Source organism: Nitrospirota bacterium, assembly GCA_016194305.1.
In the GTDB taxonomy this organism is placed as follows: Bacteria; Nitrospirota; Nitrospiria; order JACQBW01; family JACQBW01; genus JACQBW01.
In genome coordinates this window covers 1-17,189 of sequence record JACQBW010000021.1, presented here as the reverse complement: position 1 = coordinate 17,189, position 17,189 = coordinate 1, and the positions used below count along the sequence as shown (strand labels likewise).

Below are 17,189 nucleotides of genomic sequence, written 5' to 3'. Positions count from 1 at the left end.
TGACCTCTTCCGCCATGTCAAAAAAAAGGCTCGACCTTTATCTGGTCGAAAAAAACTTTGTGGCGAGCAGGGAAAAAGCTCAGCAGTTAATCATGGCAGGTTCGGTTTATATCAATGGACGTATGATTGACAAGGCCGGCGCTCTGGTGTCGGAACCTGAGATCGTCATCAAAGAAAAAGGATCTCCCTATGTCAGCCGGGGAGGGGTAAAACTGGAACATGCTCTCAACGCGTTCAATCTTTCCGTATCTGGCAAGGTTGCGTTGGATGCGGGAGCCTCAACGGGCGGCTTTACAGATTGCCTGATTCAAAAAGGGGCGGTCAAAGTCTATGCAGTGGATGTGGGTTATGGGCAGCTTGCCTGGAAGCTGTTTAATCACCCGGATGTCGTTCGAATAGAAAGAACCAATATACGATATCTAAAGTCAGAAGAGATTCCAGAGAAAGCAGATCTCATTACCGTGGATCTATCATTTATATCTGCGACGCTTGTCCTGGAAAATCTCTTGGGATTCCTGAAGCCTCAGGGGGAAATGATCGTGTTAATCAAACCTCAATTTGAAGTTGGAAAAGGGTTGGTTGGAAAAGGCGGAATCGTCAAAGATCCTCTCCTGCATGACCTTGCGGTTCAGAAAGTCAAAGATTTCGGAATTCGGTTGGGTCTCTCTTCTGCGGGCATTGTCGAATCTCCCATCCTGGGCCAAAAAGGAAACAAAGAATTCTTGATCCACTTTAGAAAGGGATAGTGAGAAATTGAAAGTGCTTGTGACGGGCGGCGCCGGATTTATCGGGTCCCATATCGTTGATCGTCTGATTCTGGAAGGCCATGAAGTCGTGGTGGTCGATAATTTATCTACGGGAAAAGTGAGAAATATTCATCAGTCTGCAAAATTTTACAAGTGCGATATACTTCATTCAAAGCTGGAGAGAATTATCAAAAATGAGAGGCCGGAGGTGATTAATCATCATGCGGCACAGATGGATGTCCGGCGATCAGTGGAAGACCCCTTATTTGACGCCCAGGTCAATATCCTGGGATTGATTCATCTCATGCAATTCGCAGTCAAATATGGGACACGGCATGTCGTATTTGCCTCGTCCGGGGGAGCGGTTTATGGAGAGCAGAACCAGATACCTGCCGTCGAGAACCAGTCCACAGCTCCAGTCAGTCCTTACGGTATAAGCAAGCTTTCGGGAGAAAAATACCTGTTTTACTATAAACAAAATTGCGGACTCGACTATACGTCACTTCGATATGCCAATGTTTATGGTCCGAGACAAGATCCTTATGGCGAAGCGGGCGTTGTGGCCATTTTTACGCAGAAAATGCTTCGAAACGAACAGGCGATTTTAAATGGCAACGGAATGCAGACCCGGGATTACGTGTATGTCGACGATGTCGTCGAAGCCAATATGATGGCGATGCATGCCAAACCAGTTCAAACCGATACATTTAATGTCGGTACCGGTATAGAGACTTCGGTGAATCAGCTTTACAAGCTGTTGCAGGGACTGACCGAGTGTTCCCTTAAAGAGATCCATGGACCCGAGAAAAGAGGGGAACAGATGAGAAGTTGTCTTGATTATTCCAAGATCCACAAATCGCTCGACTGGGAACCTAGAATTGCAATCAAAACCGGGCTCGAAAGAACCGTCAATCATTTTAAAACGCTACTAAAAAAATAAGAAGGATGAATATGACTAAATTTTTGCCCGCCATTCTAATAAGTTTCTTTTTTCTGACTTCCTGTTTCTCATCTGCTCAGCTTCGGCTTGCCGATGATAAGGTCAAGCAGGAGAAATGGGATGAAGCTTATGACCTTTATAAGGATGAAGCGAAAAAGCATCCTAACGATGCGGGATTGAAGGAAAAGCTGGTTAAAGCCCGGTTAAAGGCAGGAGGACTCCATTTTCAAAAGGGCAAAGAGTTGATTAAATCCGGAAATTATGACGAAGCGATTGCCGAGCTGAAGAGAGCGATGACTTTTGATGAGGAAAAGATCGAGTACCAAACCGCGCTAATCCAGGCGACCCGGTTTAAGGAATCAGAAGATCGGATCACCTCTTCCCAAAAAATGCTGAAGGCAGGACGCATCGACGATGCGGTCGAGGAATTGGAGAAAGCGTTAGCCCTGAATCCCGAGAACAATTTGATTAAAGAAGAACTGGTTAAAATGAATGTCCTGAAAGAGGCAACCCGGGAAGAAGGGGGAGAGCTTTCTTTAAAGTCTCCCCAACCGATCACATTAAAGTTTCACAATGCAAGGTTAAAGGAAGTGTTCGAGCTTCTTTCCAAAACGGCAGGCATTAACATCCTTTTTGATAAGGATGTCCGGGACGATAACGTGACGATCTTTGTCAAGGATGCAACATTTAAAGAGACGTTGAACCTGATTTTGGCGACCAATGCGCTCTTTATGAAACGGATCAGCGACGATACGATTTTGATTATCCCTAAAACCAAACAGAAAGTTGACCAGTATCAAGATTTGATGATCCGGGTCTTTTATCTCTCCAATACCAAGGCAAAGCAGATCGCCGATATGCTGAGGACGATGCTGGAAATCCGGAAAATCCAGATCAATGAGGAACTTAATTCAATCACCATCAGAGAGACTCCTGATAAAATAAAATTGACAGAAAAGATTATCGAAGCCAACGATCGAAGAGCGGGGGAGGTCATGCTGGAATTTGAAATTCTGGAGGTGGATCGGACCGATCTGCTCCGTTATGGGCTCTCCTTTGATAATAATCGGGTCACCGCGCTCATGGGCGGAAATACGGCATCGGGGAATACCGTGCAATTTACCCCGGGCGTGATCGATATGGCAACGTTGAAAAACCTGAATGACCAGGTATTTCAATTTATCATTCCGAAAATTTACGTGGACTTCCTTAAAACGAATTCAAATGCAAAGATTCTTGCCAATCCAAAAATCAGGGTTCTGGACGGCAAGGCTGCAAAAATCAATATTGGTCAGAGGGTTCCGATTCTATTGAGTTCAACTTCGAACGCCGTGGCCCCCGGATCAGGTATCACCCCAACGACCGCTACCAATACCGAATTTAAAGATACCGGCATCAAAGTATCGGCAGAACCTTCCATTCATCTGAATAACGATGTGTTGCTCAAACTGAGCCTGGAAGTTTCCTCGTTGGGAGACCAGGTCGATCTGGGTCAGGGCGTTAAGCAGTTTAAATTCAATCAGCGTATTGCGGACACCTTTTTGAGCCTTCGAGATGGAGAAACAGGGGTCATAGGTGGATTGATCAGTGAGGAAGAGCGAAAGACCAAGAACATCATTCCGGGTCTCGGAGATATTCCTCTTCTAGGCGTGCTCTTTACGGGAGTCGACATCGAAAAGGTCAAAACAGAAGTGTTATTGACAATCACCCCTCGTGTTTTGCATGGTATCGAGACACCGTCTAAGGAATTGCAGGCGTTTTGGTCCGGAACTGAAGAGAGTTATTCCACGAAGCCTCTATTTGCAGAGTTCCCAACCGTCGGAGATGTGAAGAGGGAAACGCCGGTTTCCGGAACACCACCGCTCCCGCCGCTTCCGGGTGGAGCAAAAGGCCCGGATGAGGGAGCTCTCCAGCCCGCACCTCCGGAACTGAGGAGCGCCGGTTCGTTTCAAGTCGTTCCCTCCTCGAGTCAGGTCTTTGAGGGCCAGGAAACAAGCATTGATCTGGTGGTCAATGATGTTAAAGATTTATCGGAGCTAGATATTGCCTTCAGTTTTAATCCCGCTCTCCTTGATTTAAAAAGAGCTGTTGAAGGGAGTTTTTTGAAAAGCGATGGGAAACAGACCTCCTTTGTCACGTCGGTCAATGCAGTCACAGGACAGGTCAATATCCACCTTGTCCGTATCGGAGAGACTGAGGGAAAGAGCGGCAGTGGAACCATTGGCACACTCACTTTTCTTGGAAAGAGAAAAGGGGAAGCTTTTGTGGCTGGGAAAGAAGGAAAGTTTTTGAATTCTTCAAAGGCGGTTTTGCCGGTAAGAATGGGGAGTGGAGTCATCAAGATTCAATGAGATCCAACCGATATCGGGAACGAGAGGCGGGCCTCACCTTGCTGGAATTGATGGTTACCCTCTCGATTATAATGATATTGGCTTCCATGGTCATCCCTTTTTCAAAAATGGCGGCACGTCGGGCAAAAGAGTATGAACTTCATCAGACTCTTCGTACAATAAGAGAGGCGATCGACGAGTTCCATCAGGATTTCTTGACGATACCCTACAAGGGAAGCACGATTGCCAATGATATCGCTGGTGAATCCGGGTATCCCAAATCACTTGACATTCTGGTCAAAGGAGTTAAGAATCCCCGTTCTCCGAAAGAAACCGTGACACGTTATCTCCGGAAGATCCCGATTGACCCCATGACAAAGAACGCAGAATGGGGGTTACGGTGTAACTCGGACGAACCGGATTCAGAAAATTGGTGCGGCGATGACGTGTATGACGTTTATTCAAAAAGCAGTAATACGGCCATTGACAAGACCAAATACCGTGATTGGTAGGTTAAAAACGTTGATAATAGGGCATATGCGGTGTTCTCGTCGCTCGGCATTACTCACGTACGTGTCGTGTACGCTCCGTATGCCTTGCTCCTGCGGCCTGGCCTCTGCCCCATTCTCAACGTTTTGGAGCTGATAATAGGGCATATGCGGTGTTCTCGTCGCTCGGCATTACTCACGTACGTGTCGTGTACGCTCCGTATGCCTTGCTCCTGCGGCCTGGCCTCTGCCCCATTCTCAACGTTTTGGAGTTGATATTAGGGCAGATCCGGTGTTCTCGTCGCTCGGCCGGCTTGTTTTTAGCGCCTGGAAGATTAGTCGCTGCAAGCCCAATAGAACGCAATGATCAAAATAAGATATAATTAACAATAAGGAGAAAGAAATGCCAAAAGTAGAAGAATTGACAAAAAAAGTAACTCGCCTAAAGAAGAAACTGGCCCAAATGAAAATAAAGGCAACCGGAGACAAAGAAAAATCTGGTTCGGATGCCACCACACTTAGGGTCTGGCAGAAAAGATTGAAAAGAACCCAGCGGAGAAAAAAGACAATTGAACTGGAGTCTATCCGGATGAAAGATAAGAAGGCAAAAAAGAAAAAAGGAGAAGAGGGGAAAGAGGCCGTTAAATCCGGAGAAACTGCCGCTTGATCCATTCAAAGCATGGAAACCAAAAAATCGTTTAAAATTGGTGTCGTTTTGGGCGGCGGGGGAACGCGGGGATTTGCCCACTTGGGGGTCTTGAAGGTCCTTGAAGATGAAAAAATCCCGATCGACCTCGTCTGTGGGACCAGTTTTGGTTCACTTGTGGGCGGGTTATATGCAACAGAGCCTGACGCTAATCTGATCAAGGAAAAAATTATCCGCTTTCTCAAAAGTCCGGTTTTTAAACACGCACGTCTGGAATTCCTCAAAGAAAATTTTACCCAGGTTAAGAAATCTTCCTTTTTCGATCAGATGAAATCCTATTTTAAAAGGGGACTTTTCTACGGAATTTCTTTAAACCGGGGTTTTTTTATCAGCGCGGGTGAACTGCAACGGACGCTCAATGGATTGATTGAAGATATCAAGATCGAAGATACCAAAATCCCGTTTTTTTGCGTTGCGGCCGATATTCTGTCGGGTATGGAGATTGTTTTGTCAACGGGTCCGATGAGGGAAGCGGTCGCCGCCAGTTGTGCCATACCAGGTATTTTTCCTCCTGTTAAAATTGGTAATATGCAGTTGATCGACGGGGGTTGGGTCAACCGCGTACCGATCGAACCGGCATTAAGAAATGGTGCTACCTTTACGATCGCTATCGAAGCGTCCAATAATCTTGAACCCTCTGAACTGAAAAGAGGGATCGAAATCGTTTTACGTTCAAGCGATATGACCCGGAATGTCTTAAGCGAGATTCAGCTGAGGCAGGCCGATGTGGTCATTCGCCCGGATGTCGGCCATATCCACTGGGCTGAGTTTAATCGGGGAGCCGAATGCTACAAGGCCGGAGAAGAAGCGGCAAAAAAAATGATCGACTCGATCAAGAGAGAAATCCGCAATAAGAGGCTTAGACAGTTTCTGTTAGGAAAACGGTCGCCTGCCTCCCTGTCCGAACCCCAGGAGAAACCGGAATCCTATCTTAAAAAGATTAAAGAGATGAATGAGGAGACAGCATGACCGGCTGGGAATATCGTGTCGAAGAGTTAAGCGATATTCAAACGGCCAATCAGCTGAACTTTATCGGAAAAGAGGGGTGGGAACTGGTCTATGTCCAGGTTCAGAAGAATGAAACCTCCACCTATCGTTGTTTTTTCAAGCGCCGAAAAGAAGATTCCCTATTTTGAAATAATTTTGTCGAGGGTTTTTTTTGCGCTTTCTACCTGAGACTTTGCTTTCGGATTCATCTGAATCAAATTCACTTCGGTTTCTGTCATCAGATTATTCAAAGGCTTAAGCTCTTTTTTCAACTCTCCCTGTGATAAACTTTCCGCCTTTTCCAACTTTGTCTTTGCCTCTTTGACCTCTGTCACAGCGTTTCCATAGTTTTTATTTTCAAGGGCCGCTGAAGCGAGATTCAAATGGTCCTTTGAATCGTTAAGCGCCATCCAGAGTCGAATTCCTTTCAGGGTCTGTTCCAGATGGGAGGCCTTGTTACTGAGTTCCGATGGGATGCCAGGAATATGGCTTGCAAAATGAATGGAGTGTCTCTCACCGAAATAGTAGCCGGCGAAGAATGTGACTGCTAAAAAAATGATCCAGAACAAAAATCGAAACATATTCAAAATCCCCCATGTTTTAACCAGTTTATCCTAAGTGATCTCGTATTTGAAGCAGGAAAAGAGACTTGGGATCTTTATAAACGTTCATAGCCTGGAGTCCGAAAGGACCTGGATATTGAATCCAAGGAGAATTAATACGAAGAAAGGAGGGGATGATACTATTTTGCTAAAGTCACAGCGATGATATTATTGAAAACTTCGGCGGGAGTGACATCCTTCGAGGGGAAGATCGTATCGTAATGGGCCCGAAGGTTTTGAAAAAAAGCGCCCCTTTCTTCCAGCGGGATTTCCATTAATTCCGCGAGTATGTTCAGTGTTTCTCCCTGACCCAGGGCGATTTCCTTTGAAAGGTTGTCGATGTTTTCAAAAATGAATTTCTTTAAACTATAGCTAGAGGAAGATCTTTCGACGAAGCCTTTTTCAAAATTACCGGCATGAACGGAGCTGACGATTAATAAAGGTATGAAAAAGGTGAATAAAACACTTGCCTTATAATTTAATAGGGGTTCCATCAAGGGAGATACTATCTGAACAGTGCAATAAAATCAATCGCAAGTTAAACATTTGCAGGCACGACAACATTATTGGTTTTGGGTTTTTGGAATTTGATCGAGGAAGTCAATTAATCTTTTCCGGTTTTCAAAATGTTCCGGTGAGAACGCATCGATGTGTCGTCCTCCCGGAACAATCCAGAGCAGTTTCGGTTCGCGCGCGGCTTTAAAAAGAGCCTCGGAATGATGAACAGGGATCACCTCGTCGGAATCCCCATGGACAATCAAGACCGGTATCGGAGAGATTTTTGAAATCAAGTCTGCGGGAGAATCAGCATTGGAAATCAAAAAAGAGAGCGGCCATTGAAAGGGCCATGTCAGCCAGAAAGACCCGAGTTTTTCGCGGGCGATATCCCGATACCGCGCAAATGAACTTTCCACGATGACAGCGCCGATCCCATTCCATTTTTGACGGATTAAAGTTGAGACCGCGACTGCGCCTCCCAGGCTCTGTCCAAACAGGATGATCGGCAAATCAGAAGCGTCTGATCTACTTTGAACATATTCAACCGCAGCAATCCCGTCTTCAGCAATTCCCTGCCGCGTTGGAATCCCCGCCGATTTTCCGTAACCTCTGTAATCAAATACGAAAACATTAAAGCCTTTGTCCGGCAGCCAGTAGACCGCGCCATAGTGGTTCGCCATGTTTGCGCCATTTCCATGAAACTGGACCACGGTTCCTCTAATCTGTCCCCTTCCAGGGATAAACCAGCCATTCAGTTCCGTTCCATCCCGACTCTTAAAGTAAACATCTTCAAAGGAATAGTGTAATCGTTCCGGAGTGATAAGGAGGGTGCGGGTCGGCTGGTAAAAGATTCCGTTACATCCGGAGAGTGAGAACCCGAATATCATAATCAATAAAATGGAATTTTGATATTTCAAAAAAAGATATTCCAATGAACCTGACCTTCGGTGCGATGGATGTCACTCACTTGATCCCAGAAGTACGATATATTGAGACTCTGATCAGGATTCAGTTTAATCGTTTGAACCAATGAGACTTTCTTCTCCTGGAAGATATTTCTAAACGGATAGGAGACATCTTCCAAGGAAAGAGAGGCTTTCCAGACTCCATTAATCTGTTTGATGACACCAAACTGGAGACCCCCACCCAAGGCATAGCGGTCCCGGAATTCTTCGCTTACATTGAGATTCATTTCCACCAGTCCATAGACCAAACCCATTGAACTGTTCTCAAGTGTCATGCCAACTCCAGGATTGAGCTGATAGACGATCAAGTCATCTCCGGCTTCCATCATCTGTTGTTTGATTCCAGTAGAGACCTTGTACGACAACGGTTTAAAAAATCGGTCACGGGGAGAGAGCGACACGATATCGATGAGGTCAAAGCTTTCAAGTTTTATTTTTCCTTCATTATAAAATCTGACAGCCGTATCGGCAAAAACGATCTGCAATCCTTTGACGAATCCTTCGTCTGGATCAAGAAGCGTGTGATAGGCAGGACGATAATGGATCTCTTCGAAAGAACTGTTTTCTCTTATACCTTCACTGAGGCTTATTCTGCTGGAACGATGCCCGGATTCCGGAGGATTCGGGACCGGAATCTTATATGATTCTTTGTCGGAAACGCCCAGTTTGCTCCGCTCATTCAGGGTCGACAGAAAGAGATTGAGGTAAGTCTCCTTTGGCATCTGGTGTTTGTTGTATCGATATTGAATCTCTTCCACAGCCAGGTCCAAAATCTTTATTTTTTCTTGTACGGTAGACGACGGAACGCGTGTCGGATCGAGTTTCTTTTCTACAATCTTTAAGGCATTTTCCTGGCCTATATTATCTAACAGAGACGCTATATATCTAATTTTTGTTCCTTTTGCCGGCCGGAAATCGGCATCTTCAATAACCCCTTCTGACAGAATGGCTCTTAAAGTATCCGTTGGAATAGTCCAATACCATTTTCTGTCGGTCAGGTGAAGGGTTGGTCGCGCAGCCTCAAATAGATAAAGAAGATTGTAAGAACAGTTTTCATCCAGGAAATAATAGTAGGAATAGATCTCTTTAAGTTCCCATAGATGCCAGGTCATCATTTGTATCTCTGCCTCAGAAAAATTGAGATGATATTCCCACATATCTCTCTGTTCCGTATCGTTATACATTCGAATGGTCTCGTAGTAAGGAAAGATTGAAAAGTATCCTTTATAGAAACCAAATACGCCCTTAATCGGATAAAGAAACCCGAAAGAATCCGGGTAGGCGGCGTAGTTTGCTGAAAAAGAGAGGAGTTTACTCTCCGAAGTGTTATCAATTCTAAGAAGAGTGTGTCCGAACATCGAGGCGGGATTATTCATAAAAAAAGTGGGGAAGACGAGAACGGCCGATTTGGGACTCATGGTTTTTTCATATTTCTTGAGTTCATGACATGAAATATTTGAGAACAGGGATTCTTCCCATTGAAGTACCGATTTAAGCCATTCATATCGGGCAGGAAATCTGCACCGGGGATGAAGATCTCCCTTTTCAGCCGAGGTAAAGAAAGCGATGAGGGTTGATCTGAGCTCGTCTTCCGGACTGTTTTCCCCTACCAGGGAAAGAAAAAATTTCGGATCATCAATCAGGCTTTTATTGCCCGCTAAAGTCGGTTGATAGTGAAGCAGAATCTGCCAGTAGCGTTGATCCCAAAGTCTCTTATCTTGAGATAATTTAATGAACTGGTCAAGGGCCGAGAGGTCACTTCCCTTTGCGGGAACACTTAAGAACACAAGAAGTATGAAAAAAGGGGATATGGATTTCATTAAACATCCACATCCCCTAAATGGGTTAGGCATTAAAAATAAGCCGATTTAACTGTTTGATTGATTAGTTGGCCAAAGTCACCGCAATGATATTATTGACAACTCCCGCCACCACAACATGGTCATTGGGAAAAATGGAGCTGTAATGGGACTGAAGATTTTCATTGAACGCCGATCTCCCCTCTGACGGAATATCCATTAATTCTGCGAGTGTGTCCAGAGATTCTCCCTGGCCGAGAGCGATCTCTTTCGCGAGATTATCCATATTATTCTCGACAAATTGAATAATGCTGGGATTGGCTGAGGTATTGATAACTCCCTTTCCGCAGTTGGAAGTTCCGGTCGTGATGCCGAATGTCTGATTGCCTAGAGTACCGTTTGTAGTTGCTGCAACAACCTGAACCGCTCCAGGTTGATTTCCAAAAAGCATTGAACCCAAACCACAACCTGCGGACCCATAACTATCTTTTGAGTCTACTTTCATTTCCTTCGAGAAAGCGGGCGAAGAAAACATAAATAGTACTATAAAAGAGGCCACTACTGCTGAGATTCTTGTCATAAACCCTCCTGATAGATTAAATTAGTATTGAAAGATTTTTTTTCGGACCACTTCATTTTAATTCCGATTCTAATGATTTCAAATTAAGGTCGGAAATCAAAACATATTACGGGAGAATTATGGTTTAATTTCAAAGCTTAAGTCAAGCGGAATGTCAGAGTTTTATTTTAAAATTTCTTGATTGTTTTTGGTTTTGAGACTATCTTTGTAAATTAATTTAATCTAGCAATTGCCCGTGACGAGGGGGAAATCCTATGTTTAATATCCTGCCTAGAGAAGAAAAGTTTTTTGATCTATTCAATGAATCCGCTAAAAACATCCATTTAGGGGGTATGGCGATCATCAAGGTCATGGAACCGGGGGCCGATATTGAAAAAACAGTTAAGGCGGTGAAAGAAATCGAGCATCAGGGGGATACGATCACCCATGAAATCATCAAAAAACTGAATAAAACCTTCATCACGCCGATCGACCGTGAAGATATTTACTCTCTCGCAGGTGCTTTGGATGATGTGCTGGATTTAACCGATGCCGCTGCGAATAAAATGGTGATCTTTAAAATTAAGGAAGCGACGCCTGAAGCGAGAAATCTGGCAGAAATCATTTCGGAGTGTACGAAGGAAATCGTGAAGACCGTTTCCCTGCTTGGAAAAGGTGAAATTGATCCGTCTCATTTTATAGAAATAAACCGGCTTGAAAACGAAGCCGATCGCGTTCTCAACGGTGCGCTGGCGAAACTTTTTGACGAGGAAAAAGATCCCATACGGGTTATGAAGTGGAAAGAGATTTATGAAAATCTAGAAGAGGCGACTGACCGATGTGAAGACGTCTCGAATATTCTTGAAACGATCTCTTTAAAAAATAATTGATGGAATCTTTTTATCTTCTCCTGGTTGTTATTTTTCTGGCCATCATTTTTGATTTTATCAACGGGTTTCATGATTCGGCCAATGCCATTGCCACTGTTATTTCGACCCGGGTCATGACTCCAAGAATGGCCATTGCGATGGCGGCAGTCATGAATCTGGTCGGAGCGTTTACCGGAACCGCGGTAGCCAAAACAGTGGGATCGGGGCTAGTATCCGTTGAAGCAGTGACCCAGATTACGATTATCTCTGCCCTGGCCTCCGCGATTATCTGGGACCTGGTAACCTGGTATTTTGGAATCCCTTCAAGCTCGAGCCATGCGCTACTCGCCGGACTGGTCGGCGCGGGCGTGGCGACAGGTGGTTTTCAGATTTTAATCTGGGTTGGGCTGAAGAAAATCCTCATTGCTCTTTTTCTTTCACCTCTTCTGGGTTTCGTGATAGGTTGGTTAGTCATGGTCGGGCTTTACTGGGCCTTTCGGCGACGCGCGCCCTCTCAGGTCACCGGAGTGACATCAAAACTTCAGATCTTGTCCGCTTCTTACATGGCCTTCAGCCATGGAAGCAATGATTCTCAAAAATCGATGGGAATCATCACTGCGGCCCTGGTCAGTTTTTATTCCCTAAAGGACTTCCATGTGCCGGTATGGGTGATTGTCCTTTGTGCTGTGACGATGGGCGCGGGAACGGCTTTTGGAGGCTGGCGCATCATCCGGACTCTCGGTCTGAAATTAACTGCGCTGAAACCGATCAATGGATTTGCCGCGGAAATGTCTGCGGCGACCGTGATTGAAATTGCTTCTCATATTGGCGTGCCGATCAGTACTACCCACACGATTAGTGCGTCGATTATGGGCGTCGGAGCAACAAAACGGCTCTCAGCGGTCAAATGGGGGGTGGGAATTAATATTGTTTTCGCCTGGATACTAACATTGCCCGCCTGCGCAGTGATGGCCTGGATCATTTGCAAGATTTTAAGATAAGAATAAACACACCACAATAAAAGGAGACAAAATGATGAAATTTAGACCATTGCAGGATTGGGTTGTTATCGAGCAGGATTCGACCGAAGAAAAAAGTAAAGGGGGAATTTATTTTCCTGAAAGTGCTAAAGAAAAGACTCAGTCGGGTAAAGTCATTTCGATTGGCGAAGGAAAGTTTCAGGGGGACGATGACAAATGGGGAAAGAAATCCAAAGAAAAAAAGGAAAAAGTATATGTTAAAACGGTATTGAAACCCGGCCAGCATGTCTTTTTTGAAAAATACGGTTCTTCCCAGGTTGAAATCGAAAAGAAAGAATTTTTATTAATCAGAGAGAGTGATGTCCTCGGATATCTTGAATAGATACGCTCCTCTCTTTTATACCTTTATTCCGCTTTTTGTCGCAATTGACATTTTAGGCGTACTACCCGTCTATTTCAACCTGACCGACAGCCTTGCGAAGCCACTTAAAAAAAAGATTGCGCTTCAGTCGGTGGCGACTGCTTTCTTCGTCTCCGTTTTTTTTATTATTATCGGACAGGGTGTTTTTCGAATCCTCGGAATCAGAGTGGAAGATTTTATGATCGCGGGAGGTGTTCTTCTGCTGGTCTTTGCCATTACGGACCTGGTCCGCCAGGGGGAAAAGAAGATTGCGGTGGGAGAAAGTATCGGGATCGTTCCCCTTGGCACGCCGATTATTGCGGGGCCTGCGACACTTACCACCGCGATGATTCTTGCAGGATCCTATCCGATGCTTCTCGTTATCTTATCCATCTTTTTGAATTTGATCATTGCATGGCTGGTTTTTTACCAGGCAGATCGGATTATTAAAGTGTTGGGAATCAACGGGTCGCGAGCTCTGGCGAAAGTAGCGGGGCTCCTTTTGGCCGCGATTGCGGTCAGCATGATGCGCAGAGGCATTATGGGTCTGCTGGCAAGCTAACCGTCAAAGTCTCCCGAATCCTGCCTAGCTGACCCTATTTCTCTATGTTATTGATTTAACTAAATAAAATAATTAATAAGAAACCATTCCTTAGCCTATTTAAGGGATAGGGCCTCTTATTTTATGGAAGAGGGATAATTGATAGTTGACAAATATTACGAAATTCTGTAATTTAATGGAAAGTGAATTTAGAGCAAAATATTTACATGAGTTGCCTTAATTCAAGATTATTTTTGAAATACTAGATTAAAAGATCGACCTTCTATCAAGGCAAACTGCTGGAAATGGCAGGACGCAAAGCCGCGGGTCTTATTTTTTGAAGATAGCCGGGCCGCCGAGGTGACAAATGAACTTTGTCTTCTCGAGGGCTCGGCTTTTTTTATGACTTTTTCGATAATCCTTGCATTGGGATCTATTTCCGGACTTTTTCTTTTGAATAGTGACATTGTAAAAGCCTTTTTAACGAAGTCTAAATCATGGAGATTTTTATGAACCTGTCAATATTGAGAGGCGGCCTAAGTCAATTGGTGAAAATGAGTGGAATAACGCTTGCCATGGGCCTGTGGGTTCTCCTTCCTGTAGCTGCAAGTCATGCCGCCACGTTATCGTCTATTGCCGTAAGTCCGGCCAATCCGACGATAGAGCTGGGTCAGATTCAGCCATTTGTCGCTACAGGGACTTTTAGCGATGGAACGACGCGATCCTTGATCCATGCGACCCTTTCGTCCGGCACGGAGCACACGTGTGTCATTTTATTGGATGGTACCGTTGAGTGTTGGGGGAGCAATGGCACGGGCCAGTTGGGAGATGGAACCACCACCGATTCCGCCGTTCCGGTTCCTGTTTCCGGGATTAGTACCGCGATTGCAATTTCTGCCGGGTGGTTACACACCTGTGCTCTTTTATCAAATGGCTCGGTTAATTGCTGGGGGAATAATGGCACGGGCCAGTTGGGAGATGGAACCACTACCGATTCCGCCGTTCCGGTACCTGTATCCGGAATGAGTACCGCGATTGCGATATCTGTCGGGGGTGGTTACAGTTGTGCGCTCTTATCAGCGGGTACGGTTAAGTGTTGGGGAGACAATACCTATGGCCAGCTGGGGAACGGGAGTGCGATGAATTCACCTGTCCCTTTGATTGTCAGTGGCATCAGTACGGCTAGTCAAATTTCCACCGGGAGCGGGCACGCCTGTGTCCTTCTGGCAGGAGGCACACTTCAATGCTGGGGAGACAACACGTTTGGCCAATTGGGGAACGGAAGCACTTCGAATTCTTCCGTTCCGCTTGATGTTACCGGAATTAACACCGCAACCGGCATCGCCTCGGGAGGTACGGCATCCACCGGGAGTGGACACACCTGTGCCCTTTTGTCGGGCGGCGCCGTAAAATGCTGGGGATACAATGGATACGGCCAGCTTGGGAACGGGAGCAAGACCAATTCCTCTATTCCCGTATCTGTTTCCGCAATCAATACCGCCACGGAAGTCTCTACGGGGGGTGACCACAGCTGTGCTCTTCTGTCCGACGGCCACGTGCAATGCTGGGGGAACAATGGTGTCGGTCAGCTGGGAGAGGGAAGTTATATTAATTCCAGTGCTCCTGTGCAAGTCAGCGGAATAAACTCGGCCCGTGGAATATCTAGTCGAGGCGACACCGCCTGCGCCATTTTATTGGATGCCACTGTACAGTGCTGGGGATACAACGGCTCTGGTCAGTTGGGAGATGGAACAACAAACGATTCAAATGTCCCGGTTTCGACCTCCGGGAGTTTAAGCGCACTTGCCGTTTTCTGGAATAGCGACAACGTTTTAGTATCATGGATTGACGCAAACGGGCTTGCGACTGGTTCGAGTGTTGGCACCAGCAAGATGACGGTCACCACTTCTGGCGCCATCAGCGGGAACACGAACCTTTCCGTGACGGCTCCTTCATTGACTTCCATTTCCGTAATTCCATTGATTCCATCCATTGTAATTGGGCAGACCCAGCAATTTACAGCCGTCGGGAACTATTCTAATGGATCCACACAGAATCTGACAGAGTCGGTTACCTGGAGTTCGTCAAAACCGGCGTTTTCGATAATCAGCAATACTTCTGGCACAAACGGACTGGCTACCGCAGTCTCACTGGGGACCTCGACGATTACTGCGTCCATAGGGAGTGTCTCATCGAGTACCACCTTGGCAGTCATCACGGCAGCTCAACCGATGGTAACGAGTTTGAGCCCTGCAACCAGTATCTACGGTGTCACGGCTAGTCGGCCCCTGACAATCGCAGGAAGCAATTTTCTCCCGGGGGCAACGATTAAGCTGGGGACGCTGACCGGAACGGCTCAGTACACGACCACCGCAGCTTCATCGGCCACACCGTTTGTGTATCTTTCCAGCACCCGACTTTCCCTCTATTGGGAAAACATTTCTCTTTCTCCGGGGGCCTATGATCTCACCGTGACGAATCCAGTGACCGGAGGTGGACTTTCTAATAGCGCGACAGCTACTTTTACGGTCGTCGCTCCCCAGCCGACTCTCTCTGGAATAAGTCCAGCCACAGTGACCTATGGCGTAACGCTTAGCACTGCTTTGTCAATTTTAGGGACAAATTTTGTGCCTGGAGCGACTATTTCGGTTGGAACGCTGACAGGGGTGGCTGTGTATTCAACGACGCCTGCTACGGCGGCCACCCCATTTGTTTACCTTTCCAGCAGCAGACTTTCCGTCTATTGGAATAATACTTCTCTTTCACCGGGGTCGTACGATGTGACGGTGACCAACCCATTGGCAGGAGGCGGCCTGTCTGTATTCAAGGCGGCGGCTTTTACGGTCGTTGCTCCCCAGCCGGCACTTTCCGGAATGAGTCCCTCCAGTGTGACCTATGGGGTTACTCTGAGTGGGGATGTGACGATTACAGGGTCGAATTTTGCCCCTGGGGCCACCATTTCAATCGGAACGCTGACAGGAAAGACGGTCCCATCAAATGTGCCTGCCACTTCAGACAATCCGTTTGTTTATCTTTCAAGCACAAGCCTTTCCGTTTACTGGCCGAACAACTCCCTTTCACCGGGGTCGTACGATGTGACGGTGACCAATCCATTGTCGGGAGGCGGCCTGTCTGTATTCAAGGCGGCGGCTTTTACGGTCATTGCTCCCCAGCCGGCACTTTCCGGAATCACCCCTTCCGGTGTAACTTACGGGGTGACGCTCAGCGGGGATGTGACGATTTCAGGATCGAATTTTGCGCCTGGAGCAACTATTTCAATTGGAACACTGTCTGGGACATCTGTACAGTCAACGGGTGCAGCCACGGCAACCCGTCCATTTGTTTATCTTTCCAGCAATCGTCTTTCCGTCTATTGGAGCAATACTTCCCTTTCACCGGATTCTTATACGGTGACGGTGACGAATCCCGTGGCGGGAGGCGGTCTCGCTGCGAACCTTGCGACGCCTTTTACGGTCGTTGCTCCCCAGCCCTCTCTTTCCGGAGTGAGTCCTGCCAGTGTGACCTACGGGGTCACGCTGAGTGGGGATGTAACGATTACAGGAACTAACTTTGCGCCTGGAGCCACCATTTCAGTCGGAACGTTGACCGGTACTGCCGTTCCGTCAACCGCGCCTGCAACGTCTGTGAATCCGTTTGTTTATCTTTCCAGCACCCGACTTTCTGTGTATTGGAGCAATACTTCTCTATCAGCAGGAACATATGATGTGATGGTGACCAATCCATTGTCGGGAGGGGGACAATCTGCGAGTTTGCCGGCG

The 17,189-nt window shown here is 46.4% G+C and carries 17 protein-coding genes and 1 riboswitch; of the genes, 12 read left to right on the top strand and 5 right to left on the bottom strand.

Going from position 1 to position 17,189, the window contains the following annotated elements; all coding sequences use genetic code 11:
• Window positions 1-14: 14 nt before the first annotated feature.
• From HY200_07695 to HY200_07665, 7 genes are all read left to right on the top strand, one after another.
• Entirely contained in the window at window positions 15-746 is a 732-nt protein-coding gene (locus HY200_07695; GenBank protein MBI3594826.1) for a TlyA family RNA methyltransferase, read from the top strand.
• A 7-nt stretch (window positions 747-753) separates the two neighbouring features.
• Complete coding sequence (locus HY200_07690; protein ID MBI3594825.1) at window positions 754-1,686, top strand: NAD-dependent epimerase/dehydratase family protein; 933 nt, start codon at window positions 754-756, stop codon at window positions 1,684-1,686.
• 11 nt (window positions 1,687-1,697) lie between these two features.
• Window positions 1,698-4,037 (top strand): hypothetical protein, encoded by a 2,340-nt coding sequence (locus tag HY200_07685; protein MBI3594824.1) that lies wholly within the window; start codon window positions 1,698-1,700, stop codon window positions 4,035-4,037.
• Window positions 4,034-4,528: a type II secretion system protein gene (locus tag HY200_07680; protein MBI3594823.1), complete on the top strand. Its 495-nt coding sequence runs from the start codon at window positions 4,034-4,036 to the stop codon at window positions 4,526-4,528. The genes HY200_07685 and HY200_07680 overlap by 4 nt, the downstream gene beginning before the upstream one ends.
• A 379-nt stretch (window positions 4,529-4,907) precedes the next feature.
• Window positions 4,908-5,171 (top strand): hypothetical protein, encoded by a 264-nt coding sequence (locus HY200_07675; protein MBI3594822.1) that lies wholly within the window; start codon window positions 4,908-4,910, stop codon window positions 5,169-5,171.
• Between the two features lie 12 nt (window positions 5,172-5,183).
• Complete coding sequence (locus HY200_07670) at window positions 5,184-6,179, top strand: patatin-like phospholipase family protein (protein ID MBI3594821.1); 996 nt, start codon at window positions 5,184-5,186, stop codon at window positions 6,177-6,179.
• Entirely contained in the window at window positions 6,176-6,346 is a 171-nt protein-coding gene (locus HY200_07665; GenBank protein MBI3594820.1) for a hypothetical protein, read from the top strand. Before HY200_07670 ends, HY200_07665 begins: the two co-directional genes overlap by 4 nt.
• On the opposite strand, the gene HY200_07660 is transcribed toward HY200_07665, so the two are convergent.
• The 5 genes from HY200_07660 to HY200_07640 all read right to left on the bottom strand — a co-directional run bounded on the left by HY200_07660 (window position 6,338) and on the right by HY200_07640 (window position 10,596).
• Window positions 6,338-6,778, bottom strand: a complete 441-nt coding sequence (locus tag HY200_07660; protein MBI3594819.1) for a hypothetical protein — start codon at window positions 6,776-6,778, stop codon at window positions 6,338-6,340. The two genes, HY200_07665 and HY200_07660, sit on opposite strands and share 9 nt — an antisense overlap.
• A 161-nt stretch (window positions 6,779-6,939) precedes the next feature.
• Window positions 6,940-7,293 carry a DUF3015 family protein gene (locus HY200_07655; protein ID MBI3594818.1) on the bottom strand — a complete coding sequence of 118 codons (354 nt, stop codon included), beginning with the start codon at window positions 7,291-7,293 and terminating at the stop codon, window positions 6,940-6,942.
• Window positions 7,294-7,362: 69 nt separating this feature from the next.
• Window positions 7,363-8,214, bottom strand: a complete 852-nt coding sequence (locus tag HY200_07650) for an alpha/beta hydrolase (GenBank protein ID MBI3594817.1) — start codon at window positions 8,212-8,214, stop codon at window positions 7,363-7,365.
• The gene (locus tag HY200_07645; GenBank protein MBI3594816.1) at window positions 8,211-10,082 is read right to left on the bottom strand and encodes a DUF4105 domain-containing protein; all 1,872 of its coding nucleotides are present in this window, start codon (window positions 10,080-10,082) and stop codon (window positions 8,211-8,213) included. Before HY200_07645 ends, HY200_07650 begins: the two co-directional genes overlap by 4 nt.
• Before the next feature lie 64 nt (window positions 10,083-10,146).
• Window positions 10,147-10,596 (bottom strand): DUF3015 family protein, encoded by a 450-nt coding sequence (locus HY200_07640; protein MBI3594815.1) that lies wholly within the window; start codon window positions 10,594-10,596, stop codon window positions 10,147-10,149.
• Window positions 10,597-10,895: 299 nt separating this feature from the next.
• Between HY200_07640 and HY200_07635 the strand changes: the two genes are divergently transcribed.
• From HY200_07635 to HY200_07615, 5 genes are all read left to right on the top strand, one after another.
• Window positions 10,896-11,510 carry a DUF47 domain-containing protein gene (locus HY200_07635; GenBank protein ID MBI3594814.1) on the top strand — a complete coding sequence of 205 codons (615 nt, stop codon included), beginning with the start codon at window positions 10,896-10,898 and terminating at the stop codon, window positions 11,508-11,510.
• Window positions 11,510-12,490: an inorganic phosphate transporter gene (locus HY200_07630; GenBank protein ID MBI3594813.1), complete on the top strand. Its 981-nt coding sequence runs from the start codon at window positions 11,510-11,512 to the stop codon at window positions 12,488-12,490. The genes HY200_07635 and HY200_07630 overlap by 1 nt, the downstream gene beginning before the upstream one ends.
• Window positions 12,491-12,521: 31 nt before the next feature.
• A complete protein-coding gene (locus HY200_07625; GenBank protein ID MBI3594812.1) occupies window positions 12,522-12,851 on the top strand; it encodes a co-chaperone GroES in 330 nt (109 codons plus the stop codon).
• Window positions 12,844-13,431 carry a MarC family protein gene (locus tag HY200_07620; protein MBI3594811.1) on the top strand — a complete coding sequence of 196 codons (588 nt, stop codon included), beginning with the start codon at window positions 12,844-12,846 and terminating at the stop codon, window positions 13,429-13,431. Before HY200_07625 ends, HY200_07620 begins: the two co-directional genes overlap by 8 nt.
• Before the next feature lie 259 nt (window positions 13,432-13,690).
• Window positions 13,691-13,770: riboswitch (cyclic di-GMP riboswitch) on the top strand.
• 149 nt (window positions 13,771-13,919) lie between these two features.
• A partial coding sequence (locus HY200_07615) for an Ig-like domain-containing protein (GenBank protein MBI3594810.1) occupies window positions 13,920-17,189 on the top strand: 3,270 nt, incomplete at its 3' end.

Excerpts from the sequence above, each read along its gene's own strand:
- HY200_07695 (MBI3594826.1), top strand. The coding sequence starts at position 15 with ATGTCAAAAAAAAGGCTCGACCTTTATCTGGTCGAAAAAAACTTTGTG.
- HY200_07685 (MBI3594824.1), top strand. The coding sequence starts at position 1,698 with ATGACTAAATTTTTGCCCGCCATTCTAATAAGTTTCTTTTTTCTGACT.
- HY200_07680 (MBI3594823.1), top strand. The coding sequence starts at position 4,034 with ATGAGATCCAACCGATATCGGGAACGAGAGGCGGGCCTCACCTTGCTG.
- HY200_07675 (MBI3594822.1), top strand. The coding sequence starts at position 4,908 with ATGCCAAAAGTAGAAGAATTGACAAAAAAAGTAACTCGCCTAAAGAAG.
- HY200_07670 (MBI3594821.1), top strand. The coding sequence starts at position 5,184 with ATGGAAACCAAAAAATCGTTTAAAATTGGTGTCGTTTTGGGCGGCGGG.
- HY200_07665 (MBI3594820.1), top strand. The coding sequence starts at position 6,176 with ATGACCGGCTGGGAATATCGTGTCGAAGAGTTAAGCGATATTCAAACG.
- HY200_07660 (MBI3594819.1), bottom strand. The coding sequence starts at position 6,778 with ATGTTTCGATTTTTGTTCTGGATCATTTTTTTAGCAGTCACATTCTTC.
- HY200_07655 (MBI3594818.1), bottom strand. The coding sequence starts at position 7,293 with ATGGAACCCCTATTAAATTATAAGGCAAGTGTTTTATTCACCTTTTTC.
- HY200_07645 (MBI3594816.1), bottom strand. The coding sequence starts at position 10,082 with ATGAAATCCATATCCCCTTTTTTCATACTTCTTGTGTTCTTAAGTGTT.
- HY200_07640 (MBI3594815.1), bottom strand. The coding sequence starts at position 10,596 with ATGTTTTCTTCGCCCGCTTTCTCGAAGGAAATGAAAGTAGACTCAAAA.
- HY200_07635 (MBI3594814.1), top strand. The coding sequence starts at position 10,896 with ATGTTTAATATCCTGCCTAGAGAAGAAAAGTTTTTTGATCTATTCAAT.
- HY200_07630 (MBI3594813.1), top strand. The coding sequence starts at position 11,510 with ATGGAATCTTTTTATCTTCTCCTGGTTGTTATTTTTCTGGCCATCATT.
- HY200_07625 (MBI3594812.1), top strand. The coding sequence starts at position 12,522 with ATGATGAAATTTAGACCATTGCAGGATTGGGTTGTTATCGAGCAGGAT.